Source organism: Alphaproteobacteria bacterium, assembly GCA_016124955.1.
Lineage (GTDB): Bacteria > Pseudomonadota > Alphaproteobacteria > UBA9219 > RFNS01 > RI-461.
Window position 1 is genome coordinate 156,341 of the sequence record WGMR01000006.1, and the last position, 17,302, is coordinate 173,642.

15 protein-coding genes and 1 tRNA gene are annotated in these 17,302 nt (G+C 61.2%); 5 read left to right on the forward strand and 11 right to left on the reverse strand.

What is annotated here, in order from left to right; translation table 11 throughout:
• Positions 1-11: 11 nt before the first annotated feature.
• From GC131_05380 to GC131_05395, 4 genes are all read right to left on the reverse strand, one after another.
• On the reverse strand, positions 12-836 hold the full coding sequence (locus tag GC131_05380; protein ID MBI1273495.1) for a hypothetical protein: 825 nt from the start codon (positions 834-836) through the stop codon (positions 12-14).
• A 2-nt stretch (positions 837-838) separates the two neighbouring features.
• A complete protein-coding gene (gene lptC, locus GC131_05385; GenBank protein ID MBI1273496.1) occupies positions 839-1,717 on the reverse strand; it encodes an LPS export ABC transporter periplasmic protein LptC in 879 nt (292 codons plus the stop codon).
• On the reverse strand, positions 1,575-2,210 hold the full coding sequence (locus GC131_05390) for a ribonuclease D (protein MBI1273497.1): 636 nt from the start codon (positions 2,208-2,210) through the stop codon (positions 1,575-1,577). The genes lptC and GC131_05390 overlap by 143 nt, the downstream gene beginning before the upstream one ends.
• Positions 2,211-2,235: 25 nt before the next feature.
• Positions 2,236-2,322: transfer RNA gene (locus tag GC131_05395), tRNA-Leu, on the reverse strand.
• A 242-nt stretch (positions 2,323-2,564) separates the two neighbouring features.
• Between GC131_05395 and GC131_05400 the strand changes: the two genes are divergently transcribed.
• The 3 genes from GC131_05400 (at position 2,565) to GC131_05410 (ending at position 6,378) form a co-directional block, all read left to right on the forward strand.
• Positions 2,565-3,518 (forward strand): NAD-dependent epimerase/dehydratase family protein, encoded by a 954-nt coding sequence (locus GC131_05400; protein MBI1273498.1) that lies wholly within the window; start codon positions 2,565-2,567, stop codon positions 3,516-3,518.
• A gap of 36 nt (positions 3,519-3,554) precedes the next feature.
• Complete coding sequence (locus tag GC131_05405; GenBank protein ID MBI1273499.1) at positions 3,555-3,746, forward strand: hypothetical protein; 192 nt, start codon at positions 3,555-3,557, stop codon at positions 3,744-3,746.
• A gap of 85 nt (positions 3,747-3,831) precedes the next feature.
• The gene (locus GC131_05410) at positions 3,832-6,378 is read left to right on the forward strand and encodes an Hsp70 family protein (protein ID MBI1273500.1); all 2,547 of its coding nucleotides are present in this window, start codon (positions 3,832-3,834) and stop codon (positions 6,376-6,378) included.
• 29 nt (positions 6,379-6,407) lie between these two features.
• Here GC131_05410 and GC131_05415 read toward each other — a convergent pair whose 3' ends face one another.
• The gene (locus GC131_05415; protein MBI1273501.1) at positions 6,408-6,866 is read right to left on the reverse strand and encodes a hypothetical protein; all 459 of its coding nucleotides are present in this window, start codon (positions 6,864-6,866) and stop codon (positions 6,408-6,410) included.
• Positions 6,867-7,040: 174 nt separating this feature from the next.
• Here GC131_05415 and GC131_05420 point away from each other — a divergent pair, with 174 nt between their 5' ends.
• Complete coding sequence (locus GC131_05420; protein ID MBI1273502.1) at positions 7,041-7,712, forward strand: hypothetical protein; 672 nt, start codon at positions 7,041-7,043, stop codon at positions 7,710-7,712.
• Positions 7,713-7,862: 150 nt separating this feature from the next.
• On the forward strand, positions 7,863-8,216 hold the full coding sequence (locus GC131_05425; protein ID MBI1273503.1) for a hypothetical protein: 354 nt from the start codon (positions 7,863-7,865) through the stop codon (positions 8,214-8,216).
• On the opposite strand, the gene trxA is transcribed toward GC131_05425, so the two are convergent.
• The 6 genes from trxA to tsaE are packed head-to-tail and all read right to left on the reverse strand — an operon-like array spanning position 8,213 to position 17,280.
• Positions 8,213-8,539 (reverse strand): thioredoxin TrxA, encoded by a 327-nt coding sequence (gene trxA, locus GC131_05430; GenBank protein MBI1273504.1) that lies wholly within the window; start codon positions 8,537-8,539, stop codon positions 8,213-8,215. The genes GC131_05425 and trxA overlap by 4 nt on opposite strands.
• A gap of 56 nt (positions 8,540-8,595) precedes the next feature.
• Positions 8,596-12,123 carry a double-strand break repair helicase AddA gene (gene addA, locus GC131_05435; protein ID MBI1273505.1) on the reverse strand — a complete coding sequence of 1,176 codons (3,528 nt, stop codon included), beginning with the start codon at positions 12,121-12,123 and terminating at the stop codon, positions 8,596-8,598.
• Positions 12,093-15,062: a double-strand break repair protein AddB gene (addB, locus tag GC131_05440; GenBank protein MBI1273506.1), complete on the reverse strand. Its 2,970-nt coding sequence runs from the start codon at positions 15,060-15,062 to the stop codon at positions 12,093-12,095. Before addB ends, addA begins: the two co-directional genes overlap by 31 nt.
• On the reverse strand, positions 15,059-15,805 hold the full coding sequence (locus GC131_05445; GenBank protein MBI1273507.1) for an NTP transferase domain-containing protein: 747 nt from the start codon (positions 15,803-15,805) through the stop codon (positions 15,059-15,061). Before GC131_05445 ends, addB begins: the two co-directional genes overlap by 4 nt.
• A gap of 24 nt (positions 15,806-15,829) precedes the next feature.
• Complete coding sequence (locus GC131_05450) at positions 15,830-16,810, reverse strand: phosphotransferase (protein MBI1273508.1); 981 nt, start codon at positions 16,808-16,810, stop codon at positions 15,830-15,832.
• Positions 16,807-17,280, reverse strand: a complete 474-nt coding sequence (tsaE, locus tag GC131_05455) for a tRNA (adenosine(37)-N6)-threonylcarbamoyltransferase complex ATPase subunit type 1 TsaE (GenBank protein ID MBI1273509.1) — start codon at positions 17,278-17,280, stop codon at positions 16,807-16,809. The genes GC131_05450 and tsaE overlap by 4 nt, the downstream gene beginning before the upstream one ends.
• Between the last annotated feature and the right edge of the window lie 22 nt (positions 17,281-17,302).

Genomic DNA, 17,302 nt, shown 5'->3' on the forward strand with positions numbered 1-17,302 from the left:
GTTCCTGCCCGCTATTTCTTATCCGGTACCAGCAGCGCGCGCACCCGTCCGTCGCCCGCCTTGCGGCTGCCATTGCTCATGATGCGGCTCAGGCCGGTCGCGAAATCGACTTCCGCCACCGCGCCTTCAAGCTGGCTCTGGCCGCGCGTCACGCGCACGCCGCCCGACATAATGGCGATATCGCGTCGCATGTCATAGACCGCCTTTTCGCCGCGCGCGACATCGGTTTTGGTGACCACCGTTACATTACCCTGCGCCAGCATTTGCTCAAGCTCCTGCTTGCCGTTCGGCAATTCAACGAATTGCGCGGTCAGCACATCGGCTTCCACCCGCCTGTCGTTTTGCGAAGCGATGGCGTTACCGCGCGCCACCGCCTTGCGCTGCGCTTCCCAGTATTCCAACCGATCACGCGCCGTCACCACCGTGTCGTTGCCCGCGAATTTCAGGCCGCTGCCGGTCAACACAGCGACTTTCTGCGTCACATCATAAACCGCACGCTGCCCCCAGGCTTCCTGCCTGGCCGAGGCGATATGCACATTGCCCTCCGCTACCAGCCGCACGATTTCATCCTGCCCCTGGGCGTTCTTTTTTTGGTAGGCGAAAAGCTGATCGGCCGTGACCGTAAAATCGCCGCGCACCGCCTTGGCCGCGCCGCGCGCCGCATACATTTGTTCCGGTTCGTGCCATTCCAGGCTTTCTTCGGCTGTAATCTCGATCGGTGCACCGCCGCCAAGGCCGCCCATCAGGCCGCCCTCACTTTGCGCCCGCGCAGGTTGAACGGGCGATACAAGAAGGCAGGCGATCAAGGAGACGATCAATCGGTTTGCATAAGACATGGTTATTCCGCCGTTTCCGTTTTTGTTTGCTTGCCGCTCAGCACGGCCTTGCTGCGACCGGTGAAGATAACCGTTTTGCCGCCGTCGAAAACCTTGATCCCGTCGCCCGTGACCGTACCGAAATCGCCGCTCAGGCGCACCGGTTTTTCGCTCCAGGCCGTACGGGTGGGAATATCGATATTCAGTTCATACGCGGCAAAGCGGTGGCCGCGGCTGTCGGAGAGCTGCACGTTGCCGCCGAGCCAGAGCCGCCGCTGTTCCTGATCGAAGCGGCCAATCCGTGCCCGGCCGCGCGTATCCGTGCCGCCTTTCAAACTGATTTCCGCCTCGAGGTTATCAAGATCGACGACCGCCATGCGGCCCGAAAGCTGCTGCGCGCGCGTGGCCGTGATCACGAAGGGCTGGCCCGCACTGTCGGTGCCGGTAAAACGCGGCTGTTCCATCGTGACCTTCGGCAGTTCCGCCGGCAATACAACCTTCACTTGCGGCGCATCGACCGGCCAATAAAACACGGCGGCGATTATAGAGAGCGCGAGCGCAGGCAGCGCGATGCGCAAAAACCGCACGCGCGTGCTGTGGCCGCGGTCATGTGCGACCGGTTTGCGCGTCTGCTGCCAGCGGCGGGGTTGCTTGCCGCCGGCCGGCGGCGCGCCAAGCGGCATATCTGTATCATCGGGCAAATCCTGCTCCGGCGGTTTTTGGGTCATGGGCTGTGCGCTCACCATGGCCGGGCGGTGCCTACGACAACGCCATCGGGATGGGGTTATAAGAGAAGATGTCGATATCCTTGAACCCTTCGAGATCAAGCTGCGCACGGTGGCGCAGGAATTCCATGGCCGCCTTTGCGGCTTCCGTCCTGCCTTCGCGCGCCAGCATTTCATCAAGTTTCTTCCTGATCGCGTGCAGATGCAGCACGTCGGTCGCGGCGTAGCGTTGTTGATCTTCGCTCAGCTTGTCTGCGCCCCAATCGGAAGTTTGCTGTTCCTTCGACAGTTCGATGCCGAGCAGATCCTTGGTCAGGATCTTCAGGCTGTGGCGGCTTGAAAAGGTCCGGACCAGCGCCGAGGCGATCTTGGTGCAGTAAACCGGTTGCGTCATCACGCCAAGATAATGCGCAATCGGCACGATATCGGCGCGCGCATAATGGAATATCTTCAAGACTTTCTGATCGGTCAGAAGTTTTTTAAGGTTCGGCGCGTCATAGGAACCTTTGGGAAACTGTACCAGATGGGCGTTGCCATCACCGGATGAAAGCTGCACCACGCAAAGCCGGTCGCGCGACCAGTTCAGTCCCATGGATTCGGTATCGATCGCGATGCTATCGCCGAAAGAAAGGCCGGCCGGGATATCGCCCCGGTGCAGAGTAATCGTCATATGTTCATGCCCTTACTAATAAGGATGGTGCCCAAGAGAAGACTCGAACTTCCACGACATTGCTGCCACAGGTACCTGAAACCTGCGCGTCTACCAATTCCGCCACTTGGGCATATCCGTTGCCGGATACGGGCTGAACACATCCTGACCGGTCACCCGGCAGAGGCAAGGTCGTAAGGCCCGCCAGCCGCCAAGTCAAGCCGCGCCGGGATCGCCAGCACATTGATATCTAATAGGGTTTACCGCTCGTAATTGCCAGTTTTGTTTTTGCGGCCCCGCGCTTGGCGCGCCCGGCAATTGCTGCTAACTTGCTTACTTATCAATTGTTTATCTGGTTTTTTGTGAAAGGCGACGATGCAACAGATCACCATTTTCGGCGGCACCGGCTTTATCGGACGCTACCTTGTGCGGGAACTGGCCAAAACCGGCATACGCATCCATATCGCCACCCGGTCGCCCGAACGCGTTCTGCCGCTCAAGCACGCCGGGAATGTCGGACAGATCGTCGCCGTGCCATGCAATCTGCGCGATGACGCTTCGGTCGCCGCCGCGCTGCGCGGGTCCGACGCCGCGGTCAATCTGACCGGCATCCTGTTCCAGCGCGGGCGCAACAGGTTCAACACCATCCATGCCGACGTGCCGCGCCGCATCGCGCGCATAGCGAAGGCTGCGAACGTCAAACGTTTTATCCATGTTTCCGCACTTGGCGCCGACGCGACCAGCAAGTCCGCCTACGCGCGCAGCAAGGCGGCCGGCGAAGAAGCGGCGAGCGAAGAATTTCCCGGCACGACAGTACTGCGGCCCAGCATTGTGTTCGGGCCCGAAGACGGTTTTTTCAACATGTTCGCCGGGCTCGCAAAACTGTTTCCTGCCTTGCCGCTGATCGGCGGCGGTAAGACAAAATTCCAGCCGGTTTATGTCGGCGATGTCGCGGACGCCATCATGGCGGCGCTTTCCCGCACCGAAGCAAGCGGGCAGACCTACGAACTTGGCGGTCCACAAGTTTACAGCTTCAAACAGCTTTTAAAACTGATGCTGGCGGAAACCGGGCTTGACCGCTGGCTCGTGCCCGCGCCGTTCTGGGCCGCAAAACTGAAGGCGTATTTTCTGCAACTGCTGCCCCGCCCCTTGCTGACACCGGACCAGGTCGAATTGCTCAAACGCGACAATATAGTCAGCCAAGGCGCGCATAAACTGGCCGATCTGGGCATTACGCCGACGGCGCTTGAGGTTATTCTACCCACCTATATGGACCGCTACCGCGCCGGCGGCCGGTTCACCCGCAGGCCGCACCCGAAAGCGGCATGATTTTGCGCACTCCCGCTTTTGCTGTATTGTATTCCCATGACCGATAGCCAGCCATCCGACGAAAGCAAGGCCCGCCAGCGCACCTTCATGGAAGACCGCGCCCGCCGCGGGTCCGACCGCAAACAGCGCTGGAAGCTGATGTGGGTTCTGGTGGCGGTCGCGGCATTCGTGATTGTTGCCTATATACTCTATCTCACCGGCCTGAATTTACCATTTACGTTAATTTAACCGCCGAGCTGTTTTATCGATAGGCTCGGGCGCATTTGCGTGCGCAAACACCCCGTTTCCTTGATGAATTGATGTACGGTCTGGCATGTATATAGGTATCGACCTTGGCACTTCCAACAGCGTGATCGCCGGGCTGATCGACGGCGAGGCAACCGTGTTTCGCCCGGTCGATGGCAGCGACATCCTGCCAAGCGTGATTTATTTCGACAAGCGCGGCCACCGTCTTTACGGTCGCCGCGCCTATGACCAGGCGATGCTCGCACCCGATAGCGTGGCGATGGGCTTCAAGCGGCTGATGGGCACATCGACCCCGATCAGCATTCCCGCCACGAATATGAGCCTGACGCCCGAAGAATGCAGCGCCGAGATTATCCGCCAGCTTCTCGGGCAGGCCGCGACGGCCACCGGCGGCGCGGAAATCGAAGGCGCCGTCATCACCATCCCCGCCGCCTTCAACCAGATGCAATCGGAAGCCACCATGCGCGCCGCGCAGATGGCGGGCTTGCAAAATATCGAATTGCTGCAAGAACCGGTTGCGGCGGCCATCGCCGCCATGGGCGGCGCGGCCAAGCGTTCGGGCCAGTTTCTGATCTACGATCTCGGCGGCGGTACTTTCGATCTCGCGCTCGCGCAAAGCTTGCAGGGCGAGGTCAGCATCATCGCCCATCAGGGCATCAATATGCTGGGCGGGCGCGATTTCGACCGCATGCTGGTGAACGAAGTTGTGCGTCCGTGGCTTGCCGAAAATTTCGATCTGCCTGAAAATTTCCAGCGCGATCCGCAATATCGGCGCCTTGTCCGCATATCCCACCTTGCCGCCGAAAAGGCCAAGATCGAGCTTTCCAACGCGCCCGAAGCCACCGTTTTTGCATCCGACGAGGAACTGCGCCTGCAGGACGCCAGCGGCACCGATGTATATCTTGAAGTTTTGGTGACGCGCAAACGCTACGAAGAGCTGATCCGCGAGCCGATCGACCAGACCATCGCGGTCGCGCGGCAGGTGCTGGAGGAAAACAACTATACCAACGAAAACATCGACCGCGTTGTGTTCGTGGGCGGGCCTTCGCGCACGCCCCTGGTCCGCGAAATCGTATCGCACGAGCTTGGCATCCCCACCGACATGAAGCTCGATCCGCTGACGGCCGTTGCGGTCGGTGCGGCGTGGTATTGCGAAAGCCGCGAATGGAATGCGGAAGGCAAGGTAACCAGCAAGCCCGTGAAGGCCAGCGTGGATGTCGAAGCCGAAACCGCAATCAACCTGCATTTCGATTACCCGCTGCGAACCGGCAACGATGCAGAAAAACTGAAAGTGCGCATCACCGGCAGCACCGGCGAAGCCGAACAGATTCAGGTCGAGGGACAAGATGGCTGGGCTTCCGACTTTCTCGAACTCACAGACGGGCTGGTAATCGATCTTCCGGTCCGGCAAATGGGTGAAAACCGCTTCGCAATCCGCCTGTTTGACGGGCAGGACCGCCAGCTGGACATGCACGACCATGATTTTACCATCACCCGCACGGTCGCGACCACCGCCGCGATCCCCGCAAGCCAGACCATCGCGGTCAAGGCGCTGAAGGAACTGCAGGGCGAGAGCAATATTCTGTACCCGCTGGTGGAAAAGGCCACGATGCTGCCGGCGGAAGGCAAGACAACATTCAAAAGCGCACGCGATTTGCAGGCGGGCGACCCCGCGCATCTGGGCTTCGAGCTGTTTCAGGTGGAATATCCGGACAAGGTCGAGCTTAATCTTTGTGTCGGCGTGTTTCGTATCGCCGGGGGCGATTTGCCGGAAGGCTATGCCATCAAGGCGGGTGACCCGATCGTCTTCAACTGGCGCATGAGCGATAGCGGCCTTCTACAGGCCAGCGTGAGCCTGCCCGGCAGTGCCGGCGGCAAGGGCGGCGGCATCGAACTGCAAACGCCGCGCTTCTATTCGCCGCAGGCGGGACAGGTCAGCTTCGATAACGACCATGGCCGGAAGTTCGCTGAAGCGCTGATGGGACAGGCGGAAGAGGAATGCGGCGATATCGCAGCCGCGCTCGGGCCCGATGGCGGCGCGGATCTGGGCGAGTTACGCGCGCGGCTGAAACGCCAGCAGGAGGCGCTAAAAGACGCGTCAGAGCCCGAAGCGCTACGCAAGGTGTGCGAGGAAATTCGCTTCGTGCGGCAAGATACGGCGCGGCTCGGCAAGCAGCACCGCGCCGCCATGCTGCAAAGACAGTTGGGCAAGCTGACCATGGTATTCTACCGCGCGGGACGGGCGCACGCCGACGAAAACGAGAAGGCGCGTTTCGAAAACCACGCCAGCAAGACACAAAAGGTAATCGACGACACCGAAAACCCGGCGTTCGAGGATGCGGAACGTCATATCGGCGAGATGCGGGAAATTTTCTTCGCCGCCGCGTGGCGCGACCCGGAATATGTCAAGATGTGGTTCAACCGACTGGCGGGCGAACCTTATTTGTTCCCCGATCAGGAAGAATTCAAGAAAATGATCGCCGAAGGCGGCACGCTGATGGGCAAGGGCGACATCGAGGGGCTGCGCCCGCTTGTCAGCCGCCTGCTCGATAGCCGCGTCGCGCTTACGGCTTCCGACGCCACGGGCGAACTGGCGACCATCGTCAAGGCCTGAGATTTTTTGCCGGAAAATAACGCGGCGGATCAGCCGACGTTCCACGCCTCGTCTTCGTCGTAACGCGCGGGCAGCATGATCACGGGAACGGATTCGCACGTGCCTTCGACCGTAACGGGCACCCATGCCGGGCGCCCTTCGATCATGTTGCATTCGTAGCTGGAGCGGAAATGCCCGTCGATCTTGACCGTGAACCCGCCGCCCAGTTCGGCCGCCACCGGGTTCAATTGCCGGCCGCAAACCGTGACGGCGGAAGCGCAAACGCCCGGCACATCATTCATGATATTCATGCCGCCGGTTGAAATACTGGCGGTGAAATCGGTTGCGTGCGCGGGTTTGATGGGTGTGAGAAAAAGGAGCGTCAGGCTCGCGAAAGCTGCTGCCGTGCAAAAGGTGCGAAATACGCTGCCCGTTCTCCTCATATGCGGCCCTCGTTGCATCGGCCCGGGCCATGTCTTCAGCCCAAAATCAGTGTCGGGGCCGATCATTACGCCATCATAACGCCGCAGGTTTTAAGGAACGATTAAGCCTGTTATGCTAGTTTTCCGTTGAAATGGCTTGTTTTTTACCGGGCTTGCCACGCAGAAAAGCGCGGTTTTAAATCAACTCTTAACGATACTCTGGTTTTCTCATTTCTCTCAGGTTCGGTCAGGAGCAACTGCATGATTTATCTCGATTGGCAGGATGTCAGCGCCGAGGAAACCGCCCGTCTGATCAGCGAGGTCAACGCGGCCGCTTCCTACAAGCTGCATGAAAGCAAAACGAAGGTCCGCGTTGCGCCGGTTCCTTTCTATGACGAATATAATTTCTATGGCCTTGCAGATGGCAGCATCGATGGGCCGAACGAGCGCTTCATGCTCTACAAGCCGGGCGATATCGCTCTGCTGAACTGGACCAACGAGCCCATCTACCAGGTCAACGAAAAAGCGCCGATCAAGCTCGAACGCAAGACCACGATCCCCTACGCCAAGTTTTTCTTCCACTATGTGCGCGGCCAGCTCGGTCGCTTTATCATCGTGGAAAAGCCCGAAGAAGTGAAATGGCACAAGATCGCCAAGCCCGAAGAAAAGGCGCAGGTGAATGAAAAGCTGATGCCCGTGACCTATAAGGGCATCACCAAGGATAACCTTTATACGCTGACCGCAACGGTCGTGTTCAAGAACGCGCTGTTCCGCACCGACATCAAGATCGCGCCGCAGGAAATGGACGTGTACGATGAAGAGACCGCCGAAAGCGAGCATTTTACCATCGGCCAGATGAAGCTTACGAACGAAGAGCTTCTGCTTGAAGACCTGAACGTGCCGATCGATCCGCCGCCGGGCGAATTCGGCTAACCGCCTCCGGAACTACCGAAAATAAGTATCAGCCCCTCAGGAATCGAGGCAAAAAACAGGGTCTAGCTCTGTTTTAACCTTGATTCTAACCTGCGCGTCTTTATAGGATCGCCCGATTGCGGCGTGGCCGCGTTTAAACAGTTTTTTGCTATGACAAAATCTCTTTTCCCGTTCGCCGCAGGTATGTTGACCGGCGGGGCGGCCGCTCTTTCAATCGGCAACATCGCAGCCGCGGTTGTGCTATCCCATTGGCTTCTTGGCGCAGCAACCTTGTTCGGCCTTGGCGTGTTAATTGTCGGAGGCCTTTTTCCGGAGTCGCGACGCATTCTTGGCAAACCCGACCCTGTGATCGCACCATTTATGCTTGGCTTCGTTATCGGCATGGCCGTCATAGCCGGTTTCATGCAAATGGGCGCACAGAGCACGCCCGTCCTGCCTGTGCGTTCGCCGGGTCCCTATTATGATGTGATGGTGCCGCGCGGGCCCAACGTCATGCCGGCCTAGATTTCGCCTTCGATCCACTGCTGCAACTGGGTTTTCGGCACGGCGCCGACCTTGGTCGAGGCAACCTGCCCGCCCTTGAACAGCAAAAGCGTAGGAATGCTGCGAATGCCGAACTTGCTCGGTGTCACCGGGTTTTCATCGACATTCATCTTGACGATCTTCACCCGTCCGCCCATTTCGCCCGCCAGTTCCTCGAGCACGGGCCCGATCATTTTGCACGGGCCGCACCATTCCGCCCAGAAATCGACCAGAACAGGCCCTTCCGCCTTCAGGACGTCGGTTTCGAAATTGTTGTCGCTTACGGCGCTGGTGGCGTTACCCATCTGATTCTCCCTTATATGTCGTTATAAACCCTATATTGGTGCTGCCGGGCGAAAGGTCAAGCCGCCGCCGCGGACATTTTGCGGTATTTTTCCGGCACTTCCAGCAGGCACGGCCCGTTTTCCCCATATGTCCACAGCAGGAAGGTCTTGACCGCCCTGCCGGGGTAAACCTGCGCCAGCAATGCCGCATAATCGGCCAGCTGTTCACGGTATTCTTCCGGCACGCGATCGAGCGATTGCGGTGGCAGGCGATCGGTTTTGTAATCCACGATCCACACTTCGTTGTCTTGCACGCAGAGCCGGTCGATCCTGCGGTTCACGAGCCTGCCGCCGCTGCGCCCGGCGATCGGCACTTCCGCCCGGCTGTTCGCGCCGAACAGCGCGGCATGAGCCGGCGCTTCCAGCACCGCCATAACCTCGTGCGTGATCGTCGCCCGTTCTTCCGCCGTCAGCGCATGCGCGGGTTGCGCCAAAAATTGCGCGGCACGTTCCGCCCGCTGCGCTGCCGGGAAACCGGGCCCGGTCAAGATTTGCAGCAAGCGATGGACCAGCTTCCCGCGCAGAAAACGCCTTTCGTCCGCGCCCTGCTTGCCGCCAAGCGGGGTGGCGCGCGGTGTGCCGTCATCGATACTCTCATACCCGCCGGTCTCCGCCGCAACGGCGCGGCTGGCCCATGGCGGTAAAATCGTGGCCGGTGCGGCAGCCTTGCATATGACCTTCGCTTCCGGCGCCGCGATGCCTTCTGCCCTGCCTTCCGCGAAAGCGATTTCCGGGCGCGCGCCCTCGGCGGTCTTTATCCGCGATGCATAGACTTCCTGGTCCAGCGGACGCAGCGCGCGGCGCGCAAGATCATGCCACGAAACGGCAGCAGCGGCCTCGCCATCATCGCTTTCATCCTGTTCCTGTTTTTCTTCTTTTTCCTGTTTGTTGTGCCAGCCATAGATATACAAACGCTCTTCCGCGCGGGTCAGCGCCACGTAAAGCTGGCGGCGGTATTCTTCGAGCTGCTGCACCCGCGCCGCTTCCCGCAACGCCAGCGCCGCCGCATGCGCTTTCTTCTGCGAAGGCACAAAGCATGGCAGCCCGCCATCATCCAGCAAAATGCGCGGCAATTGCCGCGCCAGCGGCGGCGCCATCGTGTCGGGCAAAATCACGATGGGCGCTTGCAGGCCCTTCGCGCCGTGCACGGTCATGATCCGGACCTGCCCCTGGCCCTGATCCTGCTCGCGCTTCAGTTCGCTTTCGGCATGCAGTACGGCATAAACGAAATGCTGTAGCGAGCCCGGCGCGCGGCGCGTGAAATCCTGCGCGGCGTTTAAAAGCTCATCGAGCGGATCGAGCGCATCCGCGCCCAGCCGTTTCACCATGGCGCGGCGGCCACTTACGGTATCGGCCGGGCACGGTTCATCCAGAATGCCGGCAAAGAAGGTGTAAACGCTAGTTTGGTCGGCGCGGCCGAGCCAGCCTTCGAGGTAGCCGCGCGCCGCGGCTACCGTGCGGTCACTGCCCGCCAAGGCGCTCATTTGCTGCCACAAGCTGCCCTTGCGATCGTGGCACAGCGCAAACAAGGTTTCTTCGCCAAGCCCCAGAAGCGGCCCGCGCAGAACGCATGCAAGGTTTAGATCATCTTCCGGCAGCAACACGAATTGCGCCAGCGCGAGCATATCGAGCACGCTGATTTGCTCCGCCAGCTTCATGCGGTCCACGCCCGCCACCGGCACGCCAAGCGCCTTCAGTTCCCGCACCATGTGTTCGACCAGAGAATCGCGGTGACGCACAAGGATCATGATGTCGCCCGCCTGCATCGCACGCCCGCGCGCGCCAAGCATTTCTCCGCCAGCGATCCAGCCATGGATGCGACGTGCGATGGTGCGCGCCAGCAAGGCGGGCGGCGGCACATGCCCCCCGCCATCGCCCGCAACCGCCCACGGCACGATATCGGCCCGCGCGGCAGTGATGGGCGGCCACACTTCAATCGCGCCGGGCTGGCCGCGCATGCGTGCCGAAACGACGTGCCTTACAGGCGTTTGCGAAACGCCCGCGCGCGTTTCCACATCAGCGAACACTGCATCCACCGCATGCAACACGGGGCGGGACGAACGAAACGACGTTTCGAGCGCAACTTCTTTGAAATCTTTCTCCGCCGCTGCGGCGCGGGCGACATAGCGTACGCGCTGGGCCGCAAACATGGCCGGGTCGGCGCCCTGGAAGCTGTAGATGGATTGTTTTTCATCGCCCACCACAAAGACCGTGCGTGCGGCATTTTCCCGCGCGCCCGCGCCGGAAAAGAATTCGTCCGTTAACGCATTAATGATGGACCATTGCGCCGCACCCGTATCCTGCGCCTCATCGACCAGCAAGTGATCAATACCGCCATCAAGCTTGAAAAGCACCCATGCCGCCGCTCCGTCGCGCCCCAACAGCGCAACGGTTTTGTCGATCAGATCGGTATAATCAAGCACCGCGTGCAATTCCTTGCGGCGGCGATAGTGCGTCAAAAGCCCTTCTGCCAACGCAACAACCGCGCCGGTCGCTTCCAGAATCTCGACCGCCTTCATGGCTTCACGCACCGCTGAAAGCCGTTCAGCCTCCCGCTCCGCGGCAGGCACGAGACTTTGATCGTCACCTTTGTTCAAAAGTTTCCGCGGCGTGCTTTTGTCTGTCAAAAAAACCTTTGCGTAATTTTCCAGCTGCGCGATCCGCGTCGCTTCGTCGCCGGAAAGCCAATCGGCTATGACTGCGCCCCAGCCCTTTTGCCTGTCGCTGCCGCCGCCAAGCAGCGCAGCAACCCGCTTCAGCGCCGCGCCGTCGAACGCGGCATTTTGCACGGTGGCGCGCGCACAACTTTCAGAAGTTTGGTTTGCTGTAAATCCATGTTTTTCACGGATCGCGGCAACAAGCGCTTCGCCGCCGCCGTACATATCAAGCAGATGAATAAAGTGCGTGCGCCGGCTGATAATTTCCGCCAGCACGGTATCGAAATGCTGGTTGCCGTATTTTTCGGCCAGCAATGCCACGGCACGGCCAAGCGATGTGCCCGGTTCCCGCGCCGCAAGCACCAGAACTTCATCCCGCACCGTCTGCAGCCAAAGCCTTTCCTGCTCATCTTCGATCAGCGTGTAGTGCGGCGAAACCCCGGCTTCGAGCGGGAAGCGGTGCAATATTTCCTGTGCAAACGCATGGATCGTTTTAATACGCAGCCCGCCGGGGCAATCCAGCACGCGCGCAAACAGCCGCCGGGCCGAAGCGCGCGCTGACGCCGGCTGGCGCGCGCCGAACAGCGTGGCCAGCGCATCTTCGAGCGCATCGTCATCAATGACGGCCCACGCGCCCAGCATGTCGGCGATACGCATCGCCATTTCGGTGGCGGCCGCGCGCGTGAAGGTCAGGCACAAAATGCGTTCGGGCGGCGCGCCCGTCAGCAAAAGACGCACAAAGCGATCGACCAGAACCTTGGTTTTACCCGAACCGGCCGAAGCCGTGACCCATGCCGAATGTGCCGGGTTTGCGGCGTGCAATTGCGCGGCTTCGGGCGTGATGGCGGTGCGGACGGTCATGCTTCCTCCCCATCCGCAGCAGACCATTCGGCGATACGCGCGAGATGCGCGTAATCATCGTAATGCGGGCGGTATTTGGCGACCGGGATCACGTGATAGGGTGCGGTATCGCTGGCATAGGCGGCCACGATTTCTTCCAGCCCCGCGCGCGCTTCATCGATCAAGGCCCGCGTTTCTTCCGCGCCATAATGGCAGCGCGAACGCGGTGCGCCGCCCGCTTCGTCGGGATAAACATGCCAGTAAGACAGCTCATCCACCCCGCCGGCCGCAAGCCCCTTGAACGCGCCCGCTTCCGCCATCCAGCCAAGCAAGGCAAGTTGCGGTTCATAGCCGTGCTTCACCTCGTCTTTCGATGGCACGCGCCCGGTTTTGTAATCGCAAATCGCGTAGCCACCCTGCGTGCGATCGATGCGGTCGGCGCGGCCTTCCAGAAGATATTCCGCGCCGCCCGCCTGAAACGGAAGCGCGGCTTCGCATTCGCCCGCCGCATAGGCGCGCGTTTGTTGCAGCGCGCATTGTCTTTTCACAAAGGCGCGGGCGATGGCGGCAAAACGCGGCCACCAGAACGCTTCCACCGCCGGGTAGTTCAGATATTTCTGGTAAGCCCCGCGCCCTGCATCGATCAGCTCCCGTTCCGCTTCCGCCACATTTCTGATGCCGTCGCGGTGCCGTTCCATGAAGGCATGCAGAATATCGTGGATGAAGCTGCCCTGCTCGGCCGCCGTTGGCGGTGCATCGAGCGGATCGAGCGGCTTAAGCTTCAAAACGCGTTTTGCATAAAAGCCATAGGGGTTACGCATCAGCAGCCCGATATCCGTTACGGTAAAGCGCATGGGGCGCGCCGCGCGCGGCGGGGAAGGTGCCGGGCGTTGCATGGGCGCGGGCGGGCCTTCGGGCCGGTCGAGCGCACGCGCGAGCCCGAGCCATTTGTCATCCGCCCCAAGCGCCCCGCCGTCGCGGCCAAGCGCCTGCACCGTGACGCCAAGGCGCAGCAAAAGCCGCGAAGGCACCGTGGGCGCGCGGCCTTCGCGCGCCGCGCGGGTCACCAGCACATGCGGCATGGCCGCAAGCTGGGCAAAATCATGCGCGGCATGGCCTGTGCGTTCTTCAGGCGAAGGCAGGCCGAAATCCTGCCGCATCGGACGCGACATCCAGGGATCGAGCGGTGGAGCGGGCGGCCAGCTTCCCTCGTTCATGCCGCCCAAAATCACCATATCGGCATGCAGAAGCCGCGCTTCCAGCGTGCCCATAATTTGTACGCGCGGATGCGCGCTTCGTGCGCCGCGCGGCCGCACCACCGCCTGCGTCATCATGGCGCTGAACAACGCCGGGTAATCGCACCCTTTGATGGGTGGAAATTCCGCGGCGGCTGCCGACCATTCGCTCAGCCAGTCTGCCGCCGCCTTGCCATCGTCGCCCGTCCATAAAATATCGGCCCCGGGCACGCCATCCTTCGCGGCAAGGCGTTCACAAAGCGCCGTATGGGCCGCAAGCAGCTCATGCAGCCCGCAAGTGCCATGCAGCATGTCCCCAAGGCGCGCGAGGTCAGCGCCAAGCAATTGCGTAAAGTTTAAAAGGCTTTCTTCGGCCCCGGCATCCTGCAACGCCTGCACGATCGCGCCCGGCCCCGCACCCAGCTTCGGGCCGCGCAGTGCCGTGCGTTCGATCGCGCGCGCAAACACACGGCATTGTATTCTCGTGTGGCCGCAGGCGGCCAGCGGATGTTTGAGCAGCGCGAGAAAATCCACCGCCCCCGCTTCGCTGCCGCAACCGGCCAGCACCAGCCGCATGAAGCTGCCGAGCCGCGTGCCGTCGAGCGGCCTGCCGGCGGTATCGTTCGCTTCAATCCCCCAACGGCACAAACCCATGCGCACGCGCTCGGCCAGATTGCGGTTCGCGGTCACCAGCGCGACTTGGCGCGACCGGTCTTCAAGCGCTTCGCGGATCGCAAGCGCGATCACGGTCGCTTCTTCCTGCAAGCTTGCGGCCGTGACCGTTTGCAGCCCTGCAAGCGCTTCGTCCGCATCGAACGGCGCGTCGCGCAGCGCGCGCCAGCCGTCGCTTACGGCAGCCGGGCGCAACGTTTCGGCGATAAATTGCGTGCGCGGCGTCGTTGCCGTTTTGCACCCGGGCCACAAATTTACTTGTTCGCGCGCCGCCCCGATGACGCCAAGAAGGCGCTTGATGCTTGCTTGCGGGTGCGTATCGCCCGCCGCCTGCCAGCTTTCCCCGTCCATCGCCCGGTCCAGTCCGGGCAGCACGACCGTCCCCCGCGGCATATGCGCGATAACCCTCAAAAGCCGTGCGGTTGAGGGCATGGAGCCCGTGGAACCGGCGGCGATCACGGGCCAGGGCGGCGGCGATTTTTCCCACGCATCGGCCTGCGCGCGCAGCATGGCAACGCGCCAGGCCATCGGATCGCACATATTTCTTTCGGCAAGGATTTTCGGCCATTCGGCGGTCACGATCGCCAAAAACCTTACGACTTCCTGCCAGTGTGCGGCATAATTTTCAGGCACAAGGCGCGCGATCACTGCCGGGTCGTCAATTTCCTCGCGCTGCATCTGATCGAGGAGCCCTGCAAGCGCGGCCGCGAGCTGCGCTGCGCGATCGAGCCCAAGCCCACCTTCCCGCTCCATCACAAGCCTTGTGAGCAGCATTTGCCGTTGCAGCTTCGGCATAGGTTCGGGCAATCCGCCGGCCATGCCCGTTATTTCGGGCGGCAGGCTTTCATCTTCTTCAAGGTCACCGAAGGGCCGGATCGTGGGCAAAACCGCGGCAGATGCGTCGCTCACTTCAAGAAACTTTTCCGCCAGCACGCGGCAGGCCCGGCGGGTGGGAAGAAAGATACGTGTGTCGCTAAGTTTTAAAAGATCGCCCCCCGCCTGCGCCACCAGACCTTCGGCAAGGCGCCGCAAAAAATCTTCATGCGCCGGTATGGTGGTGACACGCGGCGCGCCGGTCATGGAAACAGCCAGCCTTCCCCGCTTTCCAGCAGACGGTTTGCTTCCGCAAGGTCTTCGGGCGTGCCAATATGGTAACAGCCCCCTTCATGCACGACACCATAAAGCCGCCCGGCGGTTTCAGCGGCATCGAAGATAACGTTATTGGAAAAAGCCTTGTCCTGCACGGTGCGGTACAGTTCGGGCTTTACGATCATGGCCGATATAAAAACATAAGGTAGCGGCTGCGGCAGCCCGGCGCGCGCGAGCCTGCCATCTTCGAAAAGCGCGAAATCACCTTTTGTGCCGAACCCGCGCGCCTTTTCCCGTTCCTTGACCAGCAAAAGCACGTCCATCGCCGCCGGATCCCATGCTTGCACAAGCTTTTCAAGCGCGGCAGCGTCGCGGTCCTCACGCGGGTCTTCCCACGGCAAATCGGCATTGACCACGAACACCGGCTCTTCCCCCAGCCACGCGAGCGCATGCTTGATCCCGCCGCCGGTTTCAAGCGGCGTCGCTTCGCGTGATAAAACGATCTTGATGTCGTGCCGGGCGGCAAGATGCGCTTCGATCTGGTCGGCCAGATAGCTGATATTCACAACCACCCGCACGACGCCGACCGCCTTCAGCTTATCGATTGCGCGATCGAGCATGGTGCGCGGCCCGGCGCGCAAAAGCGGCTTCGGGGTCGCCAATGTCAGCGGGCGCATGCGCGTCCCGATGCCTGCGGCCAGGACCATCGCGGTATGGGGGATGAACGGGTTCATGGGAAACGGGTAGCAGATTCGGGATCAGAATTCAGGAAAATTCGCCGCAACCCAGCCTTTAAGCGGGCTTAGCGCGGACCGCGCCAGCCGCGTTTTCATGAATGTCCTTATGCGCGGCACAAAAGCCTTGCGGGGCGATGTTTGCGGCATATCGGGCGCGCCCAGCATGCCGAGAATGCGCATATGCCGCTGCAGGGACAAAATGGCGCAGGCATCGGCCAGTTGTGCGCCGTCCAGGCCGGGAAAGGCTTGCAGATAACGCGCCAGAACGGCTTCGCGCACATCTTCGGGGATATCGCGGCGCACCTGTTCGGTCAGCGAAGCAAGATCGTAGGCGGCGGGGCCGATGCCGGCCAGTTCAAAATCCAGCAACCCGACAGAAAGCCGGCCTTCGCGGCCCGGGAGGTCCATCAGATTATCGGCCATGAAATCGCGCAGCATCAGCGTTTGCGGCAGCGCCGCGGGCAGCGCCAGCAGCACGCGCCAAATGGCCGAGAAATCTTCCCGCGCGCCGCCGGATAATGCTGGCGCAAGGTTATCGAGGAAGGGTTGCAGAAGTTCTATAAAACGTTGCGCATCATAGACGGGTAAATCGATACCCTGCGCGCCGGCGGGCACAAAGGCTTTGTGCAATTCGATCAGCGCATCGGTTGCGCGCAAAAGAAGGGCGCGCGCATCCGCACCCGCATCGATCATGCGGCCGAAATTCTGTTCGCCGAAATCTTCAAGCAACATAAAGCCGCGCAGGCTGTCGGCGGCGTAAATGCGCGGCGCCGAAGCGCCGATCCGGCGCAAAAGCGCGGCGATGCGCACAAACATCATGAAATGTTTGTCGGGCGCGGCCTGCATCAGAATTGCGGAATGCGTTTGCGCATCTTCCCGGCGTAGCCGCGTATAGCGGCGCTGCGACCAATCGGCCGCAAAGGGCTCAGCCGCGGCCACGGCCCATCCGTTTTCACGTAAAAACACCTCAAGCGCTTCATTGCCCGCTGCGGCTTCGCTCATAAAACCACCTGTTGCAACCGCGCCTGCCACAGCGCATCGCCCGCCAGCTCGACGCTGTGCTTCCCGTGGGGTGAAAGCGTGAACACAAGATCAAGCCGCGCGCGCGACAGCATGCCGCCTGCACGTTCCGGCCACTCGACCAGCATGATTCCGCGCCGCGCATCGTCGAAACCGAGCTCGGCCACTTCTTCGGGCCGCTTGATACGATAAAGATCGAAATGCCAGAGCGTGCCCAGCGGCGTTTCGTAAGTCTGCACAAGCGTAAAGGTGGGCGAAGGCACTTCAAGCGCTTCATCGTCCATCATCACCCGCACAAGGGCGCGCGCGAACGTGGTTTTGCCCACCCCAAGCGCGCCATGCAGCGCCAAAACATCGCCCGGCTCCAGCAACGGCGCGAGCCGCGCGGCAAGCGTTTCCGTCGCGGCGGGTTTGGGTAAATGCAGGGTCTTGATCGGGCTTGGAAGGGCCATGCGGCCTACAATAAGGCCGGGC

Bases quoted from the DNA above. Each gene is read 5' to 3' on its own strand.
- GC131_05380 (MBI1273495.1), bottom strand. From the start codon at position 836: ATGTCTTATGCAAACCGATTGATCGTCTCCTTGATCGCCTGCCTTCTT.
- lptC (MBI1273496.1), bottom strand. From the start codon at position 1,717: ATGAAATGCTGGCGCGCGAAGGCAGGACGGAAGCCGCAAAGGCGGCCA.
- GC131_05390 (MBI1273497.1), bottom strand. From the start codon at position 2,210: ATGACGATTACTCTGCACCGGGGCGATATCCCGGCCGGCCTTTCTTTC.
- GC131_05400 (MBI1273498.1), top strand. From the start codon at position 2,565: ATGCAACAGATCACCATTTTCGGCGGCACCGGCTTTATCGGACGCTAC.
- GC131_05405 (MBI1273499.1), top strand. From the start codon at position 3,555: ATGACCGATAGCCAGCCATCCGACGAAAGCAAGGCCCGCCAGCGCACC.
- GC131_05410 (MBI1273500.1), top strand. From the start codon at position 3,832: ATGTATATAGGTATCGACCTTGGCACTTCCAACAGCGTGATCGCCGGG.
- GC131_05415 (MBI1273501.1), bottom strand. From the start codon at position 6,866: ATGATCGGCCCCGACACTGATTTTGGGCTGAAGACATGGCCCGGGCCG.
- GC131_05420 (MBI1273502.1), top strand. From the start codon at position 7,041: ATGATTTATCTCGATTGGCAGGATGTCAGCGCCGAGGAAACCGCCCGT.
- GC131_05425 (MBI1273503.1), top strand. From the start codon at position 7,863: ATGACAAAATCTCTTTTCCCGTTCGCCGCAGGTATGTTGACCGGCGGG.
- trxA (MBI1273504.1), bottom strand. From the start codon at position 8,539: ATGGGTAACGCCACCAGCGCCGTAAGCGACAACAATTTCGAAACCGAC.
- addA (MBI1273505.1), bottom strand. From the start codon at position 12,123: ATGGTCTGCTGCGGATGGGGAGGAAGCATGACCGTCCGCACCGCCATC.
- addB (MBI1273506.1), bottom strand. From the start codon at position 15,062: ATGACCGGCGCGCCGCGTGTCACCACCATACCGGCGCATGAAGATTTT.
- GC131_05445 (MBI1273507.1), bottom strand. From the start codon at position 15,805: ATGAACCCGTTCATCCCCCATACCGCGATGGTCCTGGCCGCAGGCATC.
- GC131_05450 (MBI1273508.1), bottom strand. From the start codon at position 16,810: ATGAGCGAAGCCGCAGCGGGCAATGAAGCGCTTGAGGTGTTTTTACGT.
- tsaE (MBI1273509.1), bottom strand. From the start codon at position 17,280: ATGGCCCTTCCAAGCCCGATCAAGACCCTGCATTTACCCAAACCCGCC.